Annotated in this window: 20 protein-coding genes and 2 tRNA genes; 14 read left to right on the top strand and 8 right to left on the bottom strand. The window is 31.1% G+C overall.

The annotated features are described in order from the left end of the window. Positions 1 to 176 precede the first annotated feature (176 nt). On the top strand, positions 177 to 1,685 hold the full coding sequence (locus KA845_RS03150; RefSeq protein WP_002510140.1) for a bifunctional metallophosphatase/5'-nucleotidase: 1,509 nt from the start codon (positions 177 to 179) through the stop codon (positions 1,683 to 1,685). A 49-nt stretch (positions 1,686 to 1,734) separates the two neighbouring features. On the opposite strand, the gene KA845_RS03145 is transcribed toward KA845_RS03150, so the two are convergent. Further along, on the bottom strand, positions 1,735 to 2,337 hold the full coding sequence (locus KA845_RS03145; protein WP_002510139.1) for a CPBP family glutamic-type intramembrane protease: 603 nt from the start codon (positions 2,335 to 2,337) through the stop codon (positions 1,735 to 1,737). Positions 2,338 to 2,341: 4 nt separating this feature from the next. Continuing rightward, positions 2,342 to 2,527 (bottom strand): YkvS family protein, encoded by a 186-nt coding sequence (locus KA845_RS03140; RefSeq protein WP_002510138.1) that lies wholly within the window; start codon positions 2,525 to 2,527, stop codon positions 2,342 to 2,344. 196 nt (positions 2,528 to 2,723) lie between these two features. On the opposite strand from KA845_RS03140, the gene lplA reads away from it, so the two are divergent. Beyond that, the gene (gene lplA, locus KA845_RS03135) at positions 2,724 to 3,713 is read left to right on the top strand and encodes a lipoate--protein ligase (RefSeq protein ID WP_002510137.1); all 990 of its coding nucleotides are present in this window, start codon (positions 2,724 to 2,726) and stop codon (positions 3,711 to 3,713) included. A gap of 76 nt (positions 3,714 to 3,789) precedes the next feature. On the opposite strand, the gene KA845_RS03130 is transcribed toward lplA, so the two are convergent. Beyond that, entirely contained in the window at positions 3,790 to 4,008 is a 219-nt protein-coding gene (locus tag KA845_RS03130; protein ID WP_002510136.1) for an IDEAL domain-containing protein, read from the bottom strand. A gap of 246 nt (positions 4,009 to 4,254) precedes the next feature. Here KA845_RS03130 and KA845_RS03125 point away from each other — a divergent pair, with 246 nt between their 5' ends. The 4 genes from KA845_RS03125 to KA845_RS03110 all read left to right on the top strand — a co-directional run bounded on the left by KA845_RS03125 (position 4,255) and on the right by KA845_RS03110 (position 5,902). Then, positions 4,255 to 4,818: a competence protein ComK gene (locus KA845_RS03125; protein WP_031266496.1), complete on the top strand. Its 564-nt coding sequence runs from the start codon at positions 4,255 to 4,257 to the stop codon at positions 4,816 to 4,818. A 142-nt stretch (positions 4,819 to 4,960) separates the two neighbouring features. Further along, positions 4,961 to 5,035: transfer RNA gene (locus KA845_RS03120), tRNA-Asn, on the top strand. Between the two features lie 2 nt (positions 5,036 to 5,037). Further along, a tRNA-Ser gene (locus tag KA845_RS03115) sits at positions 5,038 to 5,126 on the top strand. Positions 5,127 to 5,413: 287 nt separating this feature from the next. Then, entirely contained in the window at positions 5,414 to 5,902 is a 489-nt protein-coding gene (locus tag KA845_RS03110; protein WP_002510134.1) for a GNAT family N-acetyltransferase, read from the top strand. A gap of 61 nt (positions 5,903 to 5,963) precedes the next feature. On the opposite strand, the gene KA845_RS03105 is transcribed toward KA845_RS03110, so the two are convergent. Next, a complete protein-coding gene (locus tag KA845_RS03105; RefSeq protein ID WP_002510133.1) occupies positions 5,964 to 7,460 on the bottom strand; it encodes a glycosyltransferase in 1,497 nt (498 codons plus the stop codon). 431 nt (positions 7,461 to 7,891) lie between these two features. On the opposite strand from KA845_RS03105, the gene KA845_RS03100 reads away from it, so the two are divergent. After that, positions 7,892 to 8,788 carry an ABC transporter substrate-binding protein gene (locus KA845_RS03100; protein WP_002510132.1) on the top strand — a complete coding sequence of 299 codons (897 nt, stop codon included), beginning with the start codon at positions 7,892 to 7,894 and terminating at the stop codon, positions 8,786 to 8,788. A 340-nt stretch (positions 8,789 to 9,128) separates the two neighbouring features. Here KA845_RS03100 and KA845_RS03095 read toward each other — a convergent pair whose 3' ends face one another. Next, positions 9,129 to 9,338, bottom strand: a complete 210-nt coding sequence (locus tag KA845_RS03095) for a TM2 domain-containing protein (protein WP_002510131.1) — start codon at positions 9,336 to 9,338, stop codon at positions 9,129 to 9,131. 184 nt (positions 9,339 to 9,522) lie between these two features. Here KA845_RS03095 and KA845_RS03090 point away from each other — a divergent pair, with 184 nt between their 5' ends. After that, on the top strand, positions 9,523 to 10,077 hold the full coding sequence (locus tag KA845_RS03090; protein ID WP_002510130.1) for a GNAT family N-acetyltransferase: 555 nt from the start codon (positions 9,523 to 9,525) through the stop codon (positions 10,075 to 10,077). A 101-nt stretch (positions 10,078 to 10,178) separates the two neighbouring features. On the opposite strand, the gene KA845_RS03085 is transcribed toward KA845_RS03090, so the two are convergent. Then, positions 10,179 to 11,117: a 1,4-dihydroxy-2-naphthoate polyprenyltransferase gene (locus KA845_RS03085; RefSeq protein ID WP_002510129.1), complete on the bottom strand. Its 939-nt coding sequence runs from the start codon at positions 11,115 to 11,117 to the stop codon at positions 10,179 to 10,181. 182 nt (positions 11,118 to 11,299) lie between these two features. Here KA845_RS03085 and KA845_RS03080 point away from each other — a divergent pair, with 182 nt between their 5' ends. The 5 genes from KA845_RS03080 (at position 11,300) to KA845_RS03060 (ending at position 16,613) form a co-directional block, all read left to right on the top strand. After that, positions 11,300 to 12,652 carry an isochorismate synthase gene (locus KA845_RS03080; protein WP_002510128.1) on the top strand — a complete coding sequence of 451 codons (1,353 nt, stop codon included), beginning with the start codon at positions 11,300 to 11,302 and terminating at the stop codon, positions 12,650 to 12,652. Next, entirely contained in the window at positions 12,645 to 14,327 is a 1,683-nt protein-coding gene (menD, locus tag KA845_RS03075) for a 2-succinyl-5-enolpyruvyl-6-hydroxy-3-cyclohexene-1-carboxylic-acid synthase (RefSeq protein WP_002510127.1), read from the top strand. Before KA845_RS03080 ends, menD begins: the two co-directional genes overlap by 8 nt. Next, positions 14,314 to 15,120 carry a 2-succinyl-6-hydroxy-2,4-cyclohexadiene-1-carboxylate synthase gene (gene menH / locus KA845_RS03070; protein WP_002510126.1) on the top strand — a complete coding sequence of 269 codons (807 nt, stop codon included), beginning with the start codon at positions 14,314 to 14,316 and terminating at the stop codon, positions 15,118 to 15,120. Before menD ends, menH begins: the two co-directional genes overlap by 14 nt. Beyond that, the gene (gene menB / locus KA845_RS03065; protein WP_210127786.1) at positions 15,113 to 15,931 is read left to right on the top strand and encodes a 1,4-dihydroxy-2-naphthoyl-CoA synthase; all 819 of its coding nucleotides are present in this window, start codon (positions 15,113 to 15,115) and stop codon (positions 15,929 to 15,931) included. The genes menH and menB overlap by 8 nt, the downstream gene beginning before the upstream one ends. A gap of 229 nt (positions 15,932 to 16,160) precedes the next feature. After that, positions 16,161 to 16,613: a MarR family winged helix-turn-helix transcriptional regulator gene (locus KA845_RS03060; RefSeq protein ID WP_002510124.1), complete on the top strand. Its 453-nt coding sequence runs from the start codon at positions 16,161 to 16,163 to the stop codon at positions 16,611 to 16,613. Positions 16,614 to 16,690: 77 nt separating this feature from the next. Here KA845_RS03060 and KA845_RS03055 read toward each other — a convergent pair whose 3' ends face one another. Continuing rightward, complete coding sequence (locus tag KA845_RS03055; protein ID WP_002510123.1) at positions 16,691 to 17,857, bottom strand: aminotransferase class I/II-fold pyridoxal phosphate-dependent enzyme; 1,167 nt, start codon at positions 17,855 to 17,857, stop codon at positions 16,691 to 16,693. A gap of 117 nt (positions 17,858 to 17,974) precedes the next feature. Then, positions 17,975 to 18,979 carry an acyltransferase family protein gene (locus KA845_RS03050; protein WP_002510122.1) on the bottom strand — a complete coding sequence of 335 codons (1,005 nt, stop codon included), beginning with the start codon at positions 18,977 to 18,979 and terminating at the stop codon, positions 17,975 to 17,977. Between the two features lie 174 nt (positions 18,980 to 19,153). Between KA845_RS03050 and KA845_RS03045 the strand changes: the two genes are divergently transcribed. Then, positions 19,154 to 19,591 (top strand): MarR family transcriptional regulator, encoded by a 438-nt coding sequence (locus KA845_RS03045; RefSeq protein WP_002510121.1) that lies wholly within the window; start codon positions 19,154 to 19,156, stop codon positions 19,589 to 19,591. Positions 19,592 to 20,084 lie beyond the last annotated feature (493 nt).

The raw sequence follows: 20,084 nt of genomic DNA, 5'->3' as shown, positions 1-20,084 counted from the left end.
CAATATAAGGTCATTTGTACTAATAATTTTGTGGGCAAGGTGGCAATGTCAAAAAAGTAATATTGACATTGTTATTGAGTCCACATTTTTTAATCAGTAACATGGTTAATTAATTACTTTAGTATCGTAATATAGCGCAATCGTGTTAAACTGTGAGTGATAAAGGGGCGAGGTATATGACACAAAGTGAAAAAATAAATGTTGATATTATAGCGACTTCGGATATGCATAGTTATTTTTTAAATGGACATCATGGATCTAACATTTATCGCGCTGGTACATATGTAAAACACATGAGACAGCGCAATAACAATGTAATATTGCTAGATAGTGGAGGTAGTTTAGCCGGTTCTCTAGCTGCATTTTATTATGCAGTAGTAGCACCGTATAAACGACATCCGATGATTAAGCTTATGAATGCTATGGAATATGATGCGAGTGGCATAAGCCCAAATGAATTTAAATTTGGGTTGTCATTTTTCTCTAGAGCAGTATCACTATCAAGGTTTCCTTGGTTATCTGCAAATATAGAATATAATCGTACTAAGGAACCATATTTTTCAACGCCTTATACGATAAAAGAAATAGAAGGTATTAAAATCGCTATCGTTGGTTTAACTTCCGATGGATTAATGGAACGTGAATATTTTGAAATGGAACACGATGTGGTTATTGAAAAAACACTAGTTTCTGCCAAAAGATGGATTAGCTATATTCATGAAAGTGAAGCCCCAGACTTTTTAATTGTTATATATCATGGTGGTCTAAATCAGCTTAATACTTCTACGAATGAAAGAGAACAAAAAGTAAATGAAGCAGAAAAAATAATGCAACATATAGGAGTGATTGATTTATTAATCACAGGTCATCAGCATCAAACTTTTGTCGGTAGAAACGACCAAACAGTATATGTACAAGCAGGGCAAAACGCTCAAAAATTAGTACATATTAAAGTTGATTTTAAAAAACGAACAAGTTCTTTTGAATTAGAAGGTATTAACTCTGAAATTATTGATTTAAATGCTTTTGAAGAAGATAAAGCATTATTAACAGAGACGTATTACGATAGAAAAGCAGTAGAATATTGGGCAGACGACATTATTACTGCTCATAACTTAGAAGCTGGAGTAAATGGACTCGAAGATGTAATTACACAGCCCCATGCTTTTACCCAATTGTTACATGATAGCATTAGATTAGTTTATGACTTAGATATTTCTTGTGTTCATTTACCGAAGAGTGGGGAAACAGGATTACAAGGAACAGTAACAAATGCGGAATTATATAATGCTTATCCACATCCAGACGTACCTATGGATTTAACAATTAAAGGACAACATATAAAAGATATTTTGGAATACAGCTATGCACATATTGAATTTTCAAATGATGCCTTAAGCGTTACAATTATCGATGAAACTTTATGTACATTTTGGCAAGGCGTGGATTATACAATTGATATGAATGCACAACCATTCAATCGAGTGACCTTAAACAATATTAATTTAAATCATATGTATCGCGTATCAATGACTGACTATTGTTACCGCAATTACCAATCATATTTAGAAAATGCAGTTATCCATGATAAACATTCAATTACTATGAATGATCTTATTGCTGATAATTTAAGTAATGATAGTTATCAAATACAACAAAAACAACAATTTAAAGTTTATTTATAAGTGAAAAAGCGTACCCACTATGGATACGCTTTTTATTATTCAGAAATATTTAACCATGGAAAATAAGTAAAAGCACCACAGCAACAATTTGTGCAATAACAGTAGTAGCTATTCTACGTGTATAGAGGTAGCTAATAGATAATAATATTTGGACAATGAAAATAAGACTAACTATCCATAAGTTATCTAAGTAATAAAATAATGAAGCTGAACAAAGTGCTGTAATTATAATACTTAACCAATTTGATATATTTAATTTAATTAGTTCTTTTTGAAGTACGGTTCTCATATATAATTCATGGCAAGGTATTACAAATAATAATGTGACCAACATTTGCCACTTGAAATATACACCTGTACGCGTAAGCTCTTTAATAAGCTCAGAATATTTCAAATCATATGATATAGCAGCAAAAATTAATTGAATGATAATGAGCGTCAGTCCACTCAAAATACCTACACCTATAGATGTCAGTAGTCGTTTTGATTCTATATCACGTTGATAAAAGACGTAACTAACGCCTGCAATTAGCATGATACCAGTATAGAGGTACCAATACTCTTGCTTTTCGCCCCACATAATATATAAAATTACGTGAAAGACCAAAAAACTAATGATAAACCACACTAATGCTTTTGAAATTGATTTCATAATATTATCCTTCTTGGTCGACGATTTTATATCGTTTATGATTAATGACCGTTTTTTCAGGTAAGTCTAATTCAGTGAAATTCTCCATGATTGTTAAATCGACAATTACTGAATTATCATTAATTTTTTCTACACGGCCTTTTAAACCATCATAAAATTCTACAATATTTCCTACTTCTGCAACAGTCATTTTGAGTCCTCCCTAGAATAGTTAACTAGATATATTGTACTAAAAAATACAAGACAAATAAACAAATATCCATTATATCGTGTGAAATGAATGAATTGAGTAATAATTATAAAAAATGCGAGTATATAATTGGCAATTTTAATAAAAATAATGCATAAATAAGATAAGGGTATATATTAGGAGAAGGAGAGATACAATGAAGTTTATTAGTAATAAAAATATTACAGACCCAACTATGAATTTAGCTATGGAAGAATATGTGTTAAAAAATATGCCTAATGATGATAGCTACTTTTTATTTTACGTTAATAGACCTTCAATTATAATTGGGAAAAATCAAAATACGATTGAAGAAATTAACAAGCCTTATATTGATGAACATAATATAGATGTAGTAAGAAGAATATCTGGCGGTGGAGCAGTTTATCATGATACAGGCAATTTAAATTTTAGTTTTATTACAAATGACGACGGTGATAGTTTTCATAATTTCAAAAAATTCACCGAACCTATTGTAGAAGCATTAAATAAACTCGGCGTAAATGCTGAATTAAGTGGGAGAAATGATATACAAGTAGGTCAAGCTAAAATATCTGGTAATGCGATGGTTAAAGTTAAAGATCGTATGTTCAGTCATGGTACTTTGATTTTAAATAGTGATTTGAATGAAGTACAAAACGCATTAAAAGTAAATCCGGCAAAAATTAAATCTAAAGGTATTAAATCCATACGTAGTCGTGTTGCTAATATCGTTGAATTTTTAGATGAGCCACTCGATATTGAAACCTTTAAATCCATTATATTAAAAACTATTTTTGGGGAACAAAGTGATGTGGAAGAATATGAGTTAACTGCAGACGATTGGTCAAAAATAGAAGAACTAAGCAATACTAAGTACCGTACATGGGATTGGAATTATGGCAAAAATCCTAAGTATAATTTTGAACGTGAAGAAAAATTTGAAAAGGGCTTTGTGCAAATTAAATTCGATGTAAAACGAGGACGTATTGAACATGCTAAAATATTTGGAGATTTCTTTGGTGAGGGAGATATTACAGATTTAGAAGAAGCATTGACAGGCACTTTACATGATTTTGAAAGTATTGAAGCAGCATTAGATGATTTTAATTTGTATCATTATTTTGGTGATATTGATAAATATGAACTAATAAGATTGATGTCATAACATTAAAAAAAGTCTATTCTCATACTTGATTTAAAAGTAGGGAATAGACTTTTATTCTAAATGTGTGGAGTATAAATTAGCCAACGAGAAAGTCCTCCAAGTTTTTGTATTCTTCTGTGTAGCGCTTGAAATCATTCTCATTTTTGTTCTTAAGTGCATTGTCTATAAGAATTTCTAATTGTTCTTTACGAACATTTCTCAGTGACTCATCTATAATAAGTTCAATGCCTAAGTCGTTAATTGTAGAAACAAAAGATTCTAATGTATTATATTTTACATTTGTGTTGTGTTTCATTTTGAACACGTCCTTTCTATATATTTAATTTCATTATACAATCATTATTTTTTGAAATCAACGAATATTCTGACTTTTTAGAATTTAAAAGTGTAAAAAGAAACTTTTAAAAGTTAGAATTTTACAGCCAAATATCCCTGGAATTTAATTAATGGAAATATTAAAGAAGAAAATAATATAAACAATTGATTTTAAAATAGTAATACTATAATATATTGTTAATTAATAGCTGAGGAGGCGATTACAATATTTAGTAAATATGTCATTAAGAAAGGAGACATGGTGATACAACCCATTGACACTAAAGAAAGAAAATATGGAGGGACGCGAATATTAAAATATAAACAACAGATAGAAGAAGTAAAAGATAGAACACACAAAATTATTGAGAGATCATGTCGTTTTTATGGCAGTAGCTATCACTTTAAAAAAGAAGATACCATTAGAATTACTGGAATTATCAGTAAACCGCCGATATTATTTACACCGCTATTTCCTACTTACTTTTTTCCTACCCATTCTGACAGAAAAGATGAAAATGCTTGGATTAATATTCATTATGTACAACATATAAAGAGATTAAAAGACAGAAAATGCAAAATTACTTTTGTTGATGAGCAAACACTTAATATAGATATTTCTGCACATAGTATGAGGCATCAATATTTAAACGCCATTTATTACTATTATATGATGGATAGAGCAGCAAGGATTGCTACTTTTGATCCAGATGCACCAATCGATTATACTAAACCGCAATTAAATATTTATGAAGCATTAGCTAAGTACTCATTATTTGAACATAAATAAAGAAATACTTGTAAAAATGAAATATGCGGAATAAAGTATTAAATTAGTGTAAATATTCCGCATATTTTTTTAACATTAACACTTGAAAATTTATGTGTAATTGATATAATTATATTTGTGCTTGATGAGAGACACATATTATTCCACAGTAGCTCAGTGGTAGAGCTATCGGCTGTTAACCGATCGGTCGTAGGTTCGAGTCCTACCTGTGGAGCCATTGGAAACGTACTCAAGTTGGCTGAAGAGGCGCCCCTGCTAAGGGTGTAGGTCGCGAAAGCGGCGCGAGGGTTCGAATCCCTCCGTTTCCGTTAAAGGTGTAAATATTTTAAAATGAATAATTTACATTTATCGTAAGAACGTTGTTGACGCAACGTTCTTTTTTTTATCTAAATGTTAAGAAACAGCGAATGCTAATAAAATGTAGGGTGATAAATATTATAACTTCCACTTTAATTACTTTACATTTATAGTTATAAAGCTAATTTTGAATATCAAATAATATGATGTATTAGTCATGTGAATAATGTCATTTTATCTCACACAAATTTGCACATGATATTTGGCTTCAGTAGTATGATGTGCAAGGAGTGATAAAATGATTAGATTGGCACATGAAGAAGATTTACACAACATAACGAAAATTTATAATGATGCGATATTAAATACTACAGCTGTTTATTCTTATGATCCGGTGACACTTGAAAATAGACAAGCATGGTTTGCGGAAAAACTTGCAAAAAATGAACCAGTAATAGTTTATGTAAAGGATAATGAAGTGGTAGGTTTTGCTACATATGGTTCGTTTAGAGATTGGCCTGCATATAAAAATACTGTGGAACATTCTATATATGTTGATCCTAATACTAGAAAAGAAGGTATAGCTTCTAAGCTGTTAACTGAATTAATTAAAGAGATAGAGTATAAAGGATATAAAACTATTGTTGCTGGCATAGATGCTAATAACGAAGGAAGTATCAAATTGCATGAAAAATTCAACTTTGTTGCGTGTGGTAACATTAAAAGCGTAGGATATAAATTTGATAAATGGCTAGATTTAGCATTCTATCAATTAATACTGAAGTAATCCCATAAAAAACCCATCCATATTCGAAATGGATGGGTTTTATTATGTTAAATGATGATTATTAAGCATCATTTAATAGAGAAAATAGTTGCTTGTAATTATTTATAGCGGTGTCATATTTTACTGTTGATGTCGTTTCAACACTTTTGAGTGGTGAGTCAATGATCTTCGTCATGTATTCTGTTAACTCAGTTATATTGTTGGCTTCGACTAAATATCCATTTTCACCATGCGTTATGATTTCGGACGGACCATATCTAATATCATATGAAATAACAGGACATCCAACTTCTATACTTTCCATTATGGTTAAACCGAAGCCTTCATATTGACTTGTAAGAAGGGAAGCTTTGGATTGTTGTAGTTCTTGTATGGGGTTATTTGTATGTTCATTAATTGTTATTTTTTGTTGTAGCTCTAAATCATCAATCAGTGTTTTTATATATGAACTATAATTGGCGTCGCCACTACCAAAGATACTTAATGTAGTCGAGTATCCTTTAGCTACGAATTTTTTGTATGCATGAATAATATGTTCTATTTGTTTTTCAGGTACCAATCGTCCAATAAATATGAAACGATTTTGTTGTGGTAGCTGTGTATCTATATTTACGGGTTTAATGAAATGAGGTATAACGGAAATTTTGTTTTCAGTTATAACATTATTGGTTAAAATATCTGCTTTTTGTTGGTGTGTTAAAACGATGTATTGTGTCACTTTGTCAGCGTTTTTTAAAGCATATTTATATGAGCTTTTTATATTGTGTTTACCAAGGTGACTACTGTGAAATACTAAAATATTTTTAGTACGCTTTGTTTGTTTTAATAGTGGTGCATCCAATAAGCGTGCATCATTAAATATTATGTCGCCATCTTTGAACTTGCTATCAAAATAATATCGAAATAATTGTTTTTCTGAAGTGAAAGTTTTATGTGGCTGTTTATCCTTGTACGTCTGGATAAAGCTTAAGTCATTGTCTGCATTATCTTCAAAAAACTTCATACAATAAATAGCACCATAAACATCGAAAAATTCTTCTAATATTTTTTGAGAAGATTTGGGTGCGTAATATACTTTTTTGTGCAATATGCCATTTTTATTATATTGCCAGCGTTGAACTTTTTTCTTACTGATAGGGGACATATAGTCTTCAAATTTAACTACTTTAGTATTGTCATAATAGCGTCTATATAAAACATACGTTTCATTATCGTAGTACCGTACGATGCTTTTGTCTTTTGAAATTTCTGAAGTAAAACCTGATAATTCATAAGGCGTTTCATGGTAAGTCAGTTGATTGGGATTATCAGTAGTGGGTTCAATAAGTAATTTATAATCTGCTAACCAGTCATAAATGTTTTCAAAATAAGTATTAGTTGTTATTTTTTCATCTTCTAAATATGATTTATAAATATCGTTATAATTGGCATTATAGTTAGTTGTTAAAATTGTTGTATTGATATTTAAAGCTTGATCTATTAATTTTATTCTATTCAGTAAAGCTTTTGTTCTTCCGCCATGTTGTAATGGCAATGTTGAAGTTATTGTATAGATCATTTTTAAATCCTTTCTGTTTTTCGTAAGTATCGGTAACCCAACACCATATTGTAAGTTATTAAGCTATTTTATCACTATAAAAAATCAACAATATATGATTGTTACGGCAATAAAAATAGCAGTATCTACAGCATAATTATAAAAAATTAGCTATAAGTTATTAACATAGTACCAGAGTATTTATATATTGTTTGAAATAATATTATGGACAGTAAAATAGTATATAAGATTTGATTTTCAATTTAAAGTCTAAATGAAGGAATTTAAAAAAGTTAAGCACTCTGCGGAGTTATAATTTGGAATAAGTAGGTATATTTACATTTTTAGAGACTTTTTTAGTTAAGATGAAAATAATTCGAGTCAAAAACTTTAAATGATATTGATAATTATTATCGATTAAAGGTATGATGGATAAAAAAGAGGTAAAGTATATGAAGAAATTATTAATAATAGCATTATGTTTATGCTTCGTTGTAGCAGCTTGTGGTAATAAAAAAGAAAGTGAAAATGAGCAAAGAGAATATACAACTACAGATGATAGCAAAGTGAAAATACCTAAAAACCCTAAACGTATAGTATTGTTAACTGCAAATTATGGTAGTTTGAAAAAGTTAGGGGTTGAACCTGTAGCGATTACGAATGCTTTTCCAGATTCTAACTATCTAGGGAATAGTAAAGTGAAAAAGGTAAATCCAGAAGATGTTGAAGCTGTAGCTAAATTAAAACCAGATTTAATCATTACATATAAAGAAAATAAAAATAATAAAAAATTCTCTAAAATTGCACCAACAGTACCAATTAAAGTACAAAAATTAGATTATAAAGAAACACATATAGAATATGGTAAACTTGTTAATAAAGAAGATAAAGCTAAGCAACAGGCTAATGAAGTTGCGAAAAAACTAGAACAAGATGGTAAAGAGATCAAAAAACACATCGGTAATGATGCAACATTTTCAATAATGGATATTCAACAAAAAGACATTTATCAATTTGGACCACGTTTTGGTAGAGGCAGTGACACATTATATGATGGTTTTAAAGTAAAACAAGATCCTGAGGCACAAAAAGCTATGCCTGCAGAACGCTTTATGAAAGTACCTAAAGAAAAATTTAATGACTATGCAGGAGATTATTTAATGATTCCTACGCCTGATGGTAAAAAATCAAAAGCAGAATTTACAACTTCAGATATGTGGAAAAATAATGAAGCAGTAGTACAAAATAACGTGATTTATTATGATGCAGATGAAGCCATCTATAGTGACTTGATAACAATTGAAAAACAAGGTGAACAATTTAAGAAAGAAATCATGAACATTAATTAATACTATGATAAGAGCACTGAATGGTCGTCATTTTGCACGCATTCAGTGCTTTTATTGTAATTTAATGACATAGTCATGGTGTAAGGTTATACAAAAAAGCCCTTTGAGTCACGTTAAGTGCTACAAAGGGTGGGGTGTGTTTATTACTTGTTATTTTTTTTACTAAATAAGCGTTTTATGCCTCTAATGATAAAACTAACAGCTACTGCTCTTAGTACACGTTGTATAATTTGTTGCATTTTTTATACCTCCTAAGTTGTTACAACTGGATATTATTTATTTACCCAAATTCGTTAAGTTAAGTCTATAAAAATTAAACTTTAAATAGTAATCATGTAAATTAAGGGAAGTAAATCATGCCTTCATCATCTGCTTTTTTGAAAAATATCGTAATAATTCCACTAATTATAGCGATGATATATGGAATGCCGGTCCAAAAGAAGATGATGTGCATTATACCTTGTAGTACTTGATTTGAATAAAATTTATGAACTCCTATCCAACCAAGGAAAAAGGCTAAAACTACATAAATAACTTTGTTAACTTTCATTATTCTAAAAACCCTTTCTTTCTTTTTCTTTATTATAACAATATTACTTACAAAAGAAGATTAATAACATTTATTGTCATAATAACAATAGTTTTTAAAGATAGATAGTTAATTATTTCAATTACTAGTTCAAGTTATTATATAATGAAAAGGATAAAGAATTTAGGCAAAAGGAGATATAAAAATGATAAGAAAGGCAGAAGCGAAAGATAAAGCAGCTATTGCACAACTGTGTTATATCATATGGGATGAATTAGAAGTAGATATGGTGAAATTTGTAGAGCGAGAAAGATTGTTGTCAATTCTTGAACGTAGCATAGTCGAAGTACCATATCGTGGAAATTTAAATAATATATGGGTATATGAAATCGATGGCAATGTAGCAGGGTGTTTAATTGCATATCCAGGGGAGAAAGAATTGGAATATGAAAAGGCATGGTTAGACATGGACTTAGATCATGATGTTGCTGCATTAGGCACACCAATGCCTATGAAAGAAGCAAAAGATGATGAATACTACATTGAAACAATCGCAACTTTTCCTAATTATCGTGGTAGAGGTGTCGCTACACAATTAATACAATATGTAATTGATCTAGCACCACACGAAAAATGGAGCTTAAATTGTGATTATCACAATGAACGAGCTTTTTATGTCTACAATAAATTTGGTTTCGTCACTGATAGTGATATCGATTTATATGGTCATAAACACAGACATATGATTTACCAACAATAAATCAACAAAAAAGCGAGAGTACCAATCAAAGATAACTACTTTGATTTAGCACCCTCGCGCTGGTTGATGTATAACATTTGAGAGACACTTAATTTTAAGACTTAAATGCCTCCAAGAAGTGCGCTTATATAAATACCTAACGCATATAACACTCCGAAGAATGTATTAGTTTTACCAGTAGCTGCCATAGCTGTCATCATTGTCGCAGGTGTATCATTCTTTTTAAACCTACGAACTGCTTTAACAGGCAATGGAAATGACAGTAAAGCTAATAAAAAGAAAATTGAACCACCAGGTATGAAAAATGTAATGTAAACGACAAACGCATAAGCAACAATGTACATTAATGCTAAGAAGCGGATGGAATTTGCTTTACCTAAAACAATAGGTAAAGTTAAGCGTCCACTTTCTTTATCTTTAACTCGGTCTCTTATGTTATTAGCCATGTTGATTAAGCCAATTGTAATGATAATTGGTACGCTAATCCACACTACTAACGTTTGTAGGTTGCCAGTTTGGATAAAAAAGGCAAGAAGTATAATTATTCCGCCCATAAACACACCTGAGAATAGTTCTCCAAAAGGTGTCCAAGATATTGGCATAGGGCCACCTGTGTATAAGTATCCAATTGCCATACACACTAGACCAATAGGTAGAATCCAGAACGAACTTTGGACAGCTAAATATATGCCGAGTAGTGCGGCAATAATATAAAAAGCAATTGCAAGATTCATGACTAGCTTAGGACTCATACCATTGCGAACAATTGCGCCGCCGATACCTACTGATGTATGGTCATCTAGACCCTTTTTAAAATCATAATACTCATTAAACATGTTTGTTGCAGCTTGAATTAATAAACAAGCTAGAAGCATGGCTAAAAGTAAACTGATTTTAATGTGGTCTTCGCTACCTAGTAAAAATATTTTTGCAGTAGCTGTACCAACTAAGACTGGAACAATTGCTGCTGTAAGTGTATGAGGTCTCATAAGTTGCCAATACTTTCTCACAGTTGAATATTGTTGATATTGAGAAGCCATAGTTTAATTACCTCTTATTCTATTATTTATATTTTAATAAAGTAATTTTAATAGAAGTTGTATTAAAGGTCAAATTACGTAAAGTTTCTTATGTAAGAATTAAGCAAGAATGCGTACACACATTGTGAAAGATGGTACAATATACTAATGAGTAAATTAGAATTATGAAAGAAGTGAACTAGATGACTGTGGACGTCAAGGAAGACAAAATTGTCTCAGCTGTATACGATAGTAGCCGTACATGGGTTTCGGTAGAAGCCAAAATAGACTATGAACTTGACCCGACAATGTTATTCCAAATAACTGAAGACAGTGCTGACGACCGATTTTTCTTCAAAAAAAATGATAATACGATGTCATTCTTTGGTTATCGCGCTATTAATAGGTTTAAAAATGATTTCGAAAATAAACAATCTATATTCCGGGAATGGGAAAAATATAAAAATGATATAGAGCTTATACATCCGAATTCAGATAAACATCACTTAAAGATTTGTGGTGGTTTTCAGTTTTCATCACACAAATCAGGCGATGAATGGCGTCAATTTGGCATTAATCATTTTATTTTGCCCGAAGTATTAGTAACTATGACAGAAGGCAGTACTTATATTACTTATACTACAAAACGAGCAACATTTGAATTAGCTAAATTTAATGCTGTGATTCAACATTTAACACAAAATACGACAGTTATACACGATGACTTAGGGAAGGTCAAACGTATAGAAGATATTTATAAAGAAGAATGGCGTGATTTAGTACGTGATACTATTGCACAATTAAATGAAAACAATAAAATTGTGCTAGCTCGTAAACGTATGATTCAATTTGAAAAACAAATTAAAATACCATTTATTTTAAATCAAGCAATGCAATCCGAACGAAATAGCTATTTATTTGTGTTGGAATCAGAAGATAGTATCTTTTTCTCACAAACACCAGAACAGTTAATGGAAGTAAAAAATGATGTGATTTATACGAAAGCAGTTGCAGGTACAATTAAGCGTACCCACGATGAAGCAGAGGACTTGAGGAATATTGAACAATTCCTACAAGACACTAAAAATTTAAATGAACATCAATTTGTTGTGGATAGCATACTTAATGATATTAAACCATATGTCAATGAAGTTAATTACAATGAATCACCTAAAATATTAACAAATGATCACCTGTACCATTTACTTACAGAGATAACTGGAACGTTGACAAATGAATCTTATATTGGACTTATAGATCATTTACATCCAACACCAGCATTAGGTGGTTTTCCGAAAGATGAAGCGGTTAGCTATATCGAAAAAAATGAATTTGGTACGCGTGGATTATACGGAGCACCAGTAGGCTTTATTGATATGTATGATGATTGTGAGTTTATTGTGGCGATACGTTCAATGTTGATAAAAAATCAACAAGCAACTTTATTTGCTGGTTGTGGAATTGTACATGATTCAGATCCAGATAGTGAAGTTGAAGAGACTGCAGTTAAATTCACACCAATGATGAGAGCATTAGGAGTAGATGGAAATGACTAAACATGTAGAAGCCTTAACTAAACAAGTTTATACTTTGGCATCGGAATTATATGCATATGGCATAAGAGAAGTTGTTATTAGTCCAGGTTCGCGCTCAACACCATTAGCTATAGCAATTGAAGCTCACCCTAAATTAACAACATGGATACATCCAGATGAAAGAAGCGCGGCTTTTTTTGCTTTAGGTTTGATGAAGGGTAGCGAGAAACCTGTAGCTGTATTATGTACTTCAGGCACTGCTGCTGCCAATTACACTCCAGCAGTGGCTGAAAGTCAAATCAGTCGTTTGCCTTTAGTATTACTCACAAGTGATCGACCACATGAATTGAGAGGCATTGGCGCACCACAGGCGATTAATCAAATACAAATGTTTGAAAACTATGTCCAATACCAGTTTGATTTTCCTCTTGTTGACAGTGGTGAAAATAGTGAAAAAATGATGGATACTATTGCTTTTCAAATGCAAAAAGCAAGTCAACATTTATATGGACCACATCGTGGACCAATCCATTTCAACTTGCCGTTTAGGGAACCACTTACACCAGATTTAACAAAGGTGAGTTGGTTAACGTCAGATAATAAAGCTTTACCACATTATCAAAAAACGACAACACTAAATGAAATTGCGACAATTATTAAAAAGAAACGCGGTCTTATTTTGGTAGGAGATATGCAACATCAAGAAGTAGACCAAATTTTAACATATGCGACTATTCACGACTTACCAATACTGGCAGACCCTTTAAGTCAATTAAGAAAAATTAAACATCCAAATGTAATTAGTACGTATGATTTGATGTTTAGAGCGGGTCTCGAACTTGAGGTAGACTTTATAATTCGTGTAGGAAAACCAGTTATTTCCAAAGTTATTAATCGTTGGTTGACTCAAACATCTGCATATCAAATTTTGATTCAAAATAATGATCGACCAGATGCTTTTCCAATAGCACCGCATATTTCTTATGAAATGTCAGCGAATGATTTCTTTAGACAATTATCAGAAACAGTGACTGTAGAACGTAAACAATGGCTAGAAAAATGGCAGTTGTTAGAAGTGCGTGCACAAAATGAAGTGAGAGATTATATACAGTCAGCTACAGATGAAGGTGCATATGTGGGTCATTTACTAGATAAACTGACTGATAAAGATGCATTATTTGTAAGTAACAGTATGCCAATACGAGATGTTGATAACTTATACATTAATTGTGAAGCTGAAGTATATGCGAATCGAGGCGCAAACGGTATTGACGGTGTTGTTTCGACAGCGATTGGGATGGCTGTCCACAAAAAAGTTACATTACTAATAGGTGATTTAGCATTTTATCATGATATGAATGGCTTATTAATGGCTAAATTAAATAATATTAATTTAAATATCGTGTTACTGAATAATGATGGTGGTGGCATCTTTTCTTATCTACCTCAAAAAAATGCTGCAGAACCTTATTTTGAACGATTATTTGGTACGCCAACAGGATTGAATTTTGAGCATACAGCGTTATTGTATGATTTTGCGTTCCATAAATTTGAAACAATGGCAGATTTTAAATATGAATCATTATCGCAATTTGGCTCACATATTTATGAAATTATAACTGAGAGAGACTCCAATCAATTACAACATCAAACCTTGTATCAAAAATTGGGGGACATTATCAATGCTACATTATAATTTTCATGGTGCACAAATAACTACTGATAATTTAATAATATTATTGCACGGTTTTATAAGTGATCATTCAAGTTTTGATGACCATATTGATACTTTGAATCAACATGCAAATGTCTTAACAATTGATTTACCAGGGCATGGAGATGATATTTCAGCGAATGATGTGACATGGGATTTTGATTTTATTGCACAACAATTAGATGAAGTTATCCGACTATATGCAAGTTATAATATTTACTTACATGGTTATTCTATGGGCGGTAGAGTCGCCTTATATTATGCCTTATACGGTAATATGGCACTTACAGGGCTTATTTTAGAAAGTACTTCTCCTGGCATTGCAACTGACAGTGAGCGCGAAGAGCGTCAAAATGTCGATAATGCTAGAGCTAAAGTTTTGGAAATTGCTGGCCTTGAAATATTTGTCAATGATTGGGAAAAACTTCCACTCTTTTACACGCAATATGAACTTGAAAAGCCAATACGTAAAAGAATACGTAATATGAGAATGAATCAAGATCCGTATAAATTGGCCAAAGCTTTACGAGACTATGGCAGTGGCTATATGCCTAGTTTATGGTCAGAAATAACACATATTGATATTCCTGTTGCTATATTGGCAGGAGCGTTAGATCAAAAGTTTGTTGCCATCGGTAATAAGATGACTAATTTAATACCACGCAGCAAATTTTATGAAGTTCCACACGTTGGACATACAATTCATGTGGAAGATGCTTCAGAATTTGATAAAATAGTAGTAGGTTTTTTAAATAAGGAGGAGCAAAATGACTAGACAGTGGGAAACAATTAAAGAATACAAAGAAATTAAATATGAATTTTACAATGGTATTGCCAAAGTAACGATCAATCGTCCAGAAGTACGTAATGCGTTTACACCTAATACAGTACAAGAAATGATAGATGCATTTACACGTGCTAGAGATGATCAACGTATCTCAGTTATTATTTTAACTGGTGAAGGCGATAAAGCATTTTGTTCAGGTGGAGATCAGAAAAAACGTGGACACGGTGGTTATGTAGGTGACGACCAAATTCCTCGTCTAAATGTGTTAGATTTACAACGTTTAATTAGAATTATTCCTAAACCGGTTATTGCAATGGTTAGAGGATATGCAATCGGTGGCGGTAATGTATTAAACGTCGTATGTGATTTAACGATTGCTGCAGATAACGCTATTTTCGGTCAAACAGGTCCAAAAGTTGGTTCATTTGATGCGGGTTATGGCTCAGGCTACTTAGCGCGTATCGTTGGACATAAAAAAGCTCGTGAAATTTGGTACTTATGTCGCCAATATAATGCACAAGAAGCATTGGATATGGGCTTAGTAAATACTGTAGTACCTTTAGCTGAAGTTGAAAATGAAACTGTTAAATGGTGTGAAGAAATTATGCAACATTCACCGACTGCTTTACGTTTCTTAAAAGCTGCTATGAATGCTGACACTGATGGTTTAGCAGGTCTACAACAAATGGCTGGCGATGCTACATTATTATACTATACAACGGATGAGGCAAAAGAAGGCCGTGATGCGTTTAAAGAAAAACGTGATCCTGATTTTGATCAATTTCCAAAATTCCCATAAATCAATACAGAAAAGCTCGAAGGTGGAAAATGCTACCTTCGAGCTTTTTATTTTAACTAAATTAAATATGTACTAATAATTTTATGAATTTAATATAGTTGAATTAGCAACCAGATAAATAAATATAAAAAAATTAACACTTAATTTAATGAATTTTGTTTTAATTAAAATATATATTTGACACATATTAATTTACATATTATATTATAATTAATGAGGTGAGTAGTCGATGAATAATGAATACGGAGAAGATGCAAGAAAAGAACTATGCTTTTTATTTTATGTTTCTACTAAAGAATTCGTTAATCGTTTTAACAAATATTTAAAGCAATATAATATTAGTTTCCCCAATTATATTGTGTTGCTGTATATAGAAAATAATATTCCAATCTATATAAAAACGCTTTGCGAAAAATTATATTTAGACTCAGGGACGATAAGCCCAATAATTAAACGATTGGAAAAGAAAAATCTAATCCAACGTACACGAACACTAGAAGATGAACGACGTGTGAAGGTTCAGTTGACAGCTGAAGGCATTGAGTTAAAACGACATTTTAATAAAATTTCAGAAGAAGTATTTAATCAATTTGATATGGAAGAAGAAGATACGCGTCAATATCACAAAATATTAAAAAAATTCACACAAATTAATGTAGTAGAAAATTCCAATGAATCATAACTTTCATGTGACTATGTAGTCCAATATTACATAATAAAAAACAACCCTACAATGCTTAAGCGTAGGGTTGTTTTTTATTATACAGCACTATAATGTTCAGCGATAAAGTGTTCTAATCGACGCATGCCTTCTTTTAAAACTTCTAAGTCATATGCATAAGATATTCGAACATGTCCTTTACCATAATCAGTAAATGATGATCCAGGTACAATGGCTAAATGAGCTTCTTCTAATAATTGGACGCAAAATTCAAAGTCATTGTCTGTAAACTTGCGAATACTAGGAAAAATATAAAATGCTCCTTCGGGTTGAGCATCTAATTTAAAACCAAGTGATTCTAATTTTTGAACTAAATAATTTTTACGTTCAATATAAGCTTCGTTCATATATTGAGGCGCCTCTAAACCTTCGTTTAAAGCAGCTATACAAGCGACTTGTGCAGGTACATTTGCACAAATGCAATTATAGGCATGCATGAACGTCAGTTTTTCAATTAAATATTCAGGACCAATTAAAAAGCCAATCCGAATGCCAGTAGCAGAATGTGATTTACTTAGACCACCAATTAATAACAGTTGATCACGAATGCTGTCAAATTGTGCAAATGATGTATGCGTACCATTAAACGTATTTTCCGCATAAATTTCATCACTGATAATAAATAACTCATGTTGCTGTAAAGTCGTTACTAACGCTTCGACTTCGTTAAAAGTTAAAGTGACGCCAGTAGGATTGGTAGGGTAGTTAAGTAATATTGCCTTCGTTTTAGCTGTGATATGTTGTTCAATCGCTTCAGGTGTAATTTTGTAGTTGCTGTGAGTTGTGTCTATATAAACGGGTTTGCCACCTAACGTTTCAATTAAAGGTATATAGCCAGCATAAATGGGTCCAGGAATTAATATTTCATCCCCAATGTTTATAATACTTCTTAATGATGTATCTAACGCTTCACTCGCACCATTTGTAATAATAATTTCTTCTTCAGAGTATTGGAAATTATATTTATGATAAAAATATTGGCTTACAGCACGTCGTGTCTCTATTAAACCTTTGTTATGAGAATAGCTTGTCATATCTTCATTGATCGCGTTAATATACGCATCTTTTACGACTTGTGGCATATTAAAATCAGGTTGACCTATAGTTAAATTGACACAGTCCTCTATATCTTTCATCCGATTAGAAAACTGTCTAATACTAGGTGCTCTTAAATACTGTGCGCGATCGTTTAATGAAAGTTTCATTTTTTTCACCTCAAAATAAAATACCGAATTGTAATTTGATAATAGTTATGTATAATTTGAATATTTCAAATTATTTCTATCATAACATATTTTCTAAGACTACAATTCGGTAAAATATTAACCTTTAAAATTAGAAGGCTTCTCTAAATTAATTACTGGATTTGTCCATTTTGCAACTTTGTATGAAGACAATAGATAGACAATAATACATGTTACAACAATTAAATAAATATAGGTTAAGAAGGACGTAGGATCTTTAAATGGGTAAATTTTGAAACCTCTAATAATCCCAATAAACAATCCATGTAATAAATACACTTGCAATGTCCTAGTTCCAATATAGGTAAAAATCCTTTTCTTTTCTGGTACCAAATTTAAAAAAGAAAACATTGTTATTAATATAGTGAAATATAAAAACAACCTTTTAAGTGGACTGTACAAACCTTCTTCATCTTCTAAAGAAGTATAAGGCGAACTGCCTAACAACCAATCGGAATTAATAGGATGAAGGGTATAGCCTATGTAAAAGACAATCAACACTAGAATTGATAGTGGGATGAACTTTTTGTTTCTTAATACTTGTGTATGTTCTTTTTTAAATAAATAGCCTAGATAGAATATTGGGAAGAAAATAATAGTTCTGGAAAAACTTAAATAATTACCAATATCATCTGAAAAACCAGCAAATAATGCAATTATAATTGCAATAGGTAAAACAAAATATGGTTTATAATTTTTAACTAACACTAAAATGATATGGAAAAAGAAAAGTGTTAATAAAAACCATAATGCAAATACTGGATCAAAAGGATCGAGTGTGACATTATCTTCTTTACCTGTAAAATAATAATATAAAGAGAAGAATGCAAAAAATATAAAATAAGGAACAAGTAACTTTTTAGAAACCTTTTCTAAATATCCTGGTTGACCAGCTTTTTTAGCAAAATAGCCTGATATGAATAAAAAACAAGGCATATGAAAGCTATAAATAGTTAGATAGAGAGACGTTAAAAAAGTATCTGATTCAGTATAAGGTTGTAATAAATGGCCAAATACAACTAAAAAAATTAACAATGCACGTGCATTGTCGAAAAAGAAGTCTCTTTCTTTAATTTGTGTCATGATTCTTCTCCTTTAGTAAAAGCTCGCTATTTATAATTTATTATAAATTGGATACGAAATGCAACAATTATGTCATGAATGTAGATTATTATTGAGCATTTGATAGAATATCTTTATAATTAAAACTATTAAAAATAGTATAGAATAAATATTATATAGTGGAGATGGTCAACTATGTATAGACAACTAGAAAAATTAATCACACATACGAGTAACGAGTTGAATTTAGTAAGTAGGCATTTGAGTCAACGTACAGAATTATCACCAGATCATATTGATTTACTTTCCATTTTATTTGATTACTCAAAGCTGTCGCAATACGATTTAACTATGAAACTTAATAAAGAACAATCAATTGTTTCTAGGTGGATCAAAAAATTATGCAAATTAGGTTATATTATGAGTATACAAAATAAAACAGATTTACGTTGTAAAGATTTAATTATTACAGAAAAATCAAAGTTATTAATTCAGCAAATTAACGACAGTAGGGTAGCATTAATTGAAGCAAGATGCCAAAGTTTATCACAAGAAGATATTTTATTATTTCAAATGTTATTGTTAAAGCTATCTAGTTTAGAACAATACAAACAAAATGGTCCTAGATTATAATAATTGCAAAAAGCATGAGCATTGTACTATTTTTAACAGTTATCTCAGATTCAAACATGATCATAATTAATAAATAAAACAGGTGGAAGTTAATTAACTTCCATCTGTTTCACTTTGTTGACAGTTTTTTGTGTACGCTTTCCGTGGGCACTGCCTCAGCCTGTAATCTTCGGCTCGTGCATTTACCGCAGTAGCTGTCTCAAAATAGTGTCAATATTAAACTAAAATTATTAGTGTTGTTTATGAACTTGTCGAAAACAAATTTTGTCTTAATAATGGCAGATTACTTATAGTCTCAGTTATTTTATTAAAATTATTATTTATTCAAAACCTATTTGGCATCAAATTAATGAGACAAACAATTAAAGAAATAGAAATAAATATAATTTAACTTTGCTTTAAGATTTAAAGATACTGTAAAAACGCAATATCAATTAAGCAGTGAAACAGTAGCAAAAAGCCTGAGTGGCACAAAAACACTTTCGTTGAATTC

The organism is Staphylococcus sp. GDX8P114P-2, assembly GCF_017892945.1.
In the GTDB taxonomy this organism is placed as follows: domain Bacteria; phylum Bacillota; class Bacilli; order Staphylococcales; family Staphylococcaceae; genus Staphylococcus; species Staphylococcus arlettae.
Note: the sequence above shows the minus strand (reverse complement) of the source record. Positions and strands in the feature narration are given on the sequence as shown.

Bases quoted from the DNA above. Each gene is read 5' to 3' on its own strand.
- KA845_RS03145 (WP_002510139.1), bottom strand. From the start codon at position 2,337: ATGAAATCAATTTCAAAAGCATTAGTGTGGTTTATCATTAGTTTTTTG.
- KA845_RS03055 (WP_002510123.1), bottom strand. From the start codon at position 17,857: ATGAAACTTTCATTAAACGATCGCGCACAGTATTTAAGAGCACCTAGT.
- menD (WP_002510127.1), top strand. From the start codon at position 12,645: ATGACTAAACATGTAGAAGCCTTAACTAAACAAGTTTATACTTTGGCA.
- KA845_RS03045 (WP_002510121.1), top strand. From the start codon at position 19,154: ATGTATAGACAACTAGAAAAATTAATCACACATACGAGTAACGAGTTG.
- KA845_RS03095 (WP_002510131.1), bottom strand. From the start codon at position 9,338: ATGAAAGTTAACAAAGTTATTTATGTAGTTTTAGCCTTTTTCCTTGGT.
- KA845_RS03100 (WP_002510132.1), top strand. From the start codon at position 7,892: ATGAAGAAATTATTAATAATAGCATTATGTTTATGCTTCGTTGTAGCA.
- KA845_RS03090 (WP_002510130.1), top strand. From the start codon at position 9,523: ATGATAAGAAAGGCAGAAGCGAAAGATAAAGCAGCTATTGCACAACTG.
- KA845_RS03105 (WP_002510133.1), bottom strand. From the start codon at position 7,460: ATGATCTATACAATAACTTCAACATTGCCATTACAACATGGCGGAAGA.
- KA845_RS03080 (WP_002510128.1), top strand. From the start codon at position 11,300: ATGACTGTGGACGTCAAGGAAGACAAAATTGTCTCAGCTGTATACGAT.
- KA845_RS03130 (WP_002510136.1), bottom strand. From the start codon at position 4,008: ATGAAACACAACACAAATGTAAAATATAATACATTAGAATCTTTTGTT.
- menH (WP_002510126.1), top strand. From the start codon at position 14,314: ATGCTACATTATAATTTTCATGGTGCACAAATAACTACTGATAATTTA.
- KA845_RS03060 (WP_002510124.1), top strand. From the start codon at position 16,161: ATGAATAATGAATACGGAGAAGATGCAAGAAAAGAACTATGCTTTTTA.
- KA845_RS03050 (WP_002510122.1), bottom strand. From the start codon at position 18,979: ATGACACAAATTAAAGAAAGAGACTTCTTTTTCGACAATGCACGTGCA.
- lplA (WP_002510137.1), top strand. From the start codon at position 2,724: ATGAAGTTTATTAGTAATAAAAATATTACAGACCCAACTATGAATTTA.
- KA845_RS03150 (WP_002510140.1), top strand. From the start codon at position 177: ATGACACAAAGTGAAAAAATAAATGTTGATATTATAGCGACTTCGGAT.
- KA845_RS03110 (WP_002510134.1), top strand. From the start codon at position 5,414: ATGATTAGATTGGCACATGAAGAAGATTTACACAACATAACGAAAATT.
- KA845_RS03085 (WP_002510129.1), bottom strand. From the start codon at position 11,117: ATGGCTTCTCAATATCAACAATATTCAACTGTGAGAAAGTATTGGCAA.
- KA845_RS03140 (WP_002510138.1), bottom strand. From the start codon at position 2,527: ATGACTGTTGCAGAAGTAGGAAATATTGTAGAATTTTATGATGGTTTA.
- menB (WP_210127786.1), top strand. From the start codon at position 15,113: ATGACTAGACAGTGGGAAACAATTAAAGAATACAAAGAAATTAAATAT.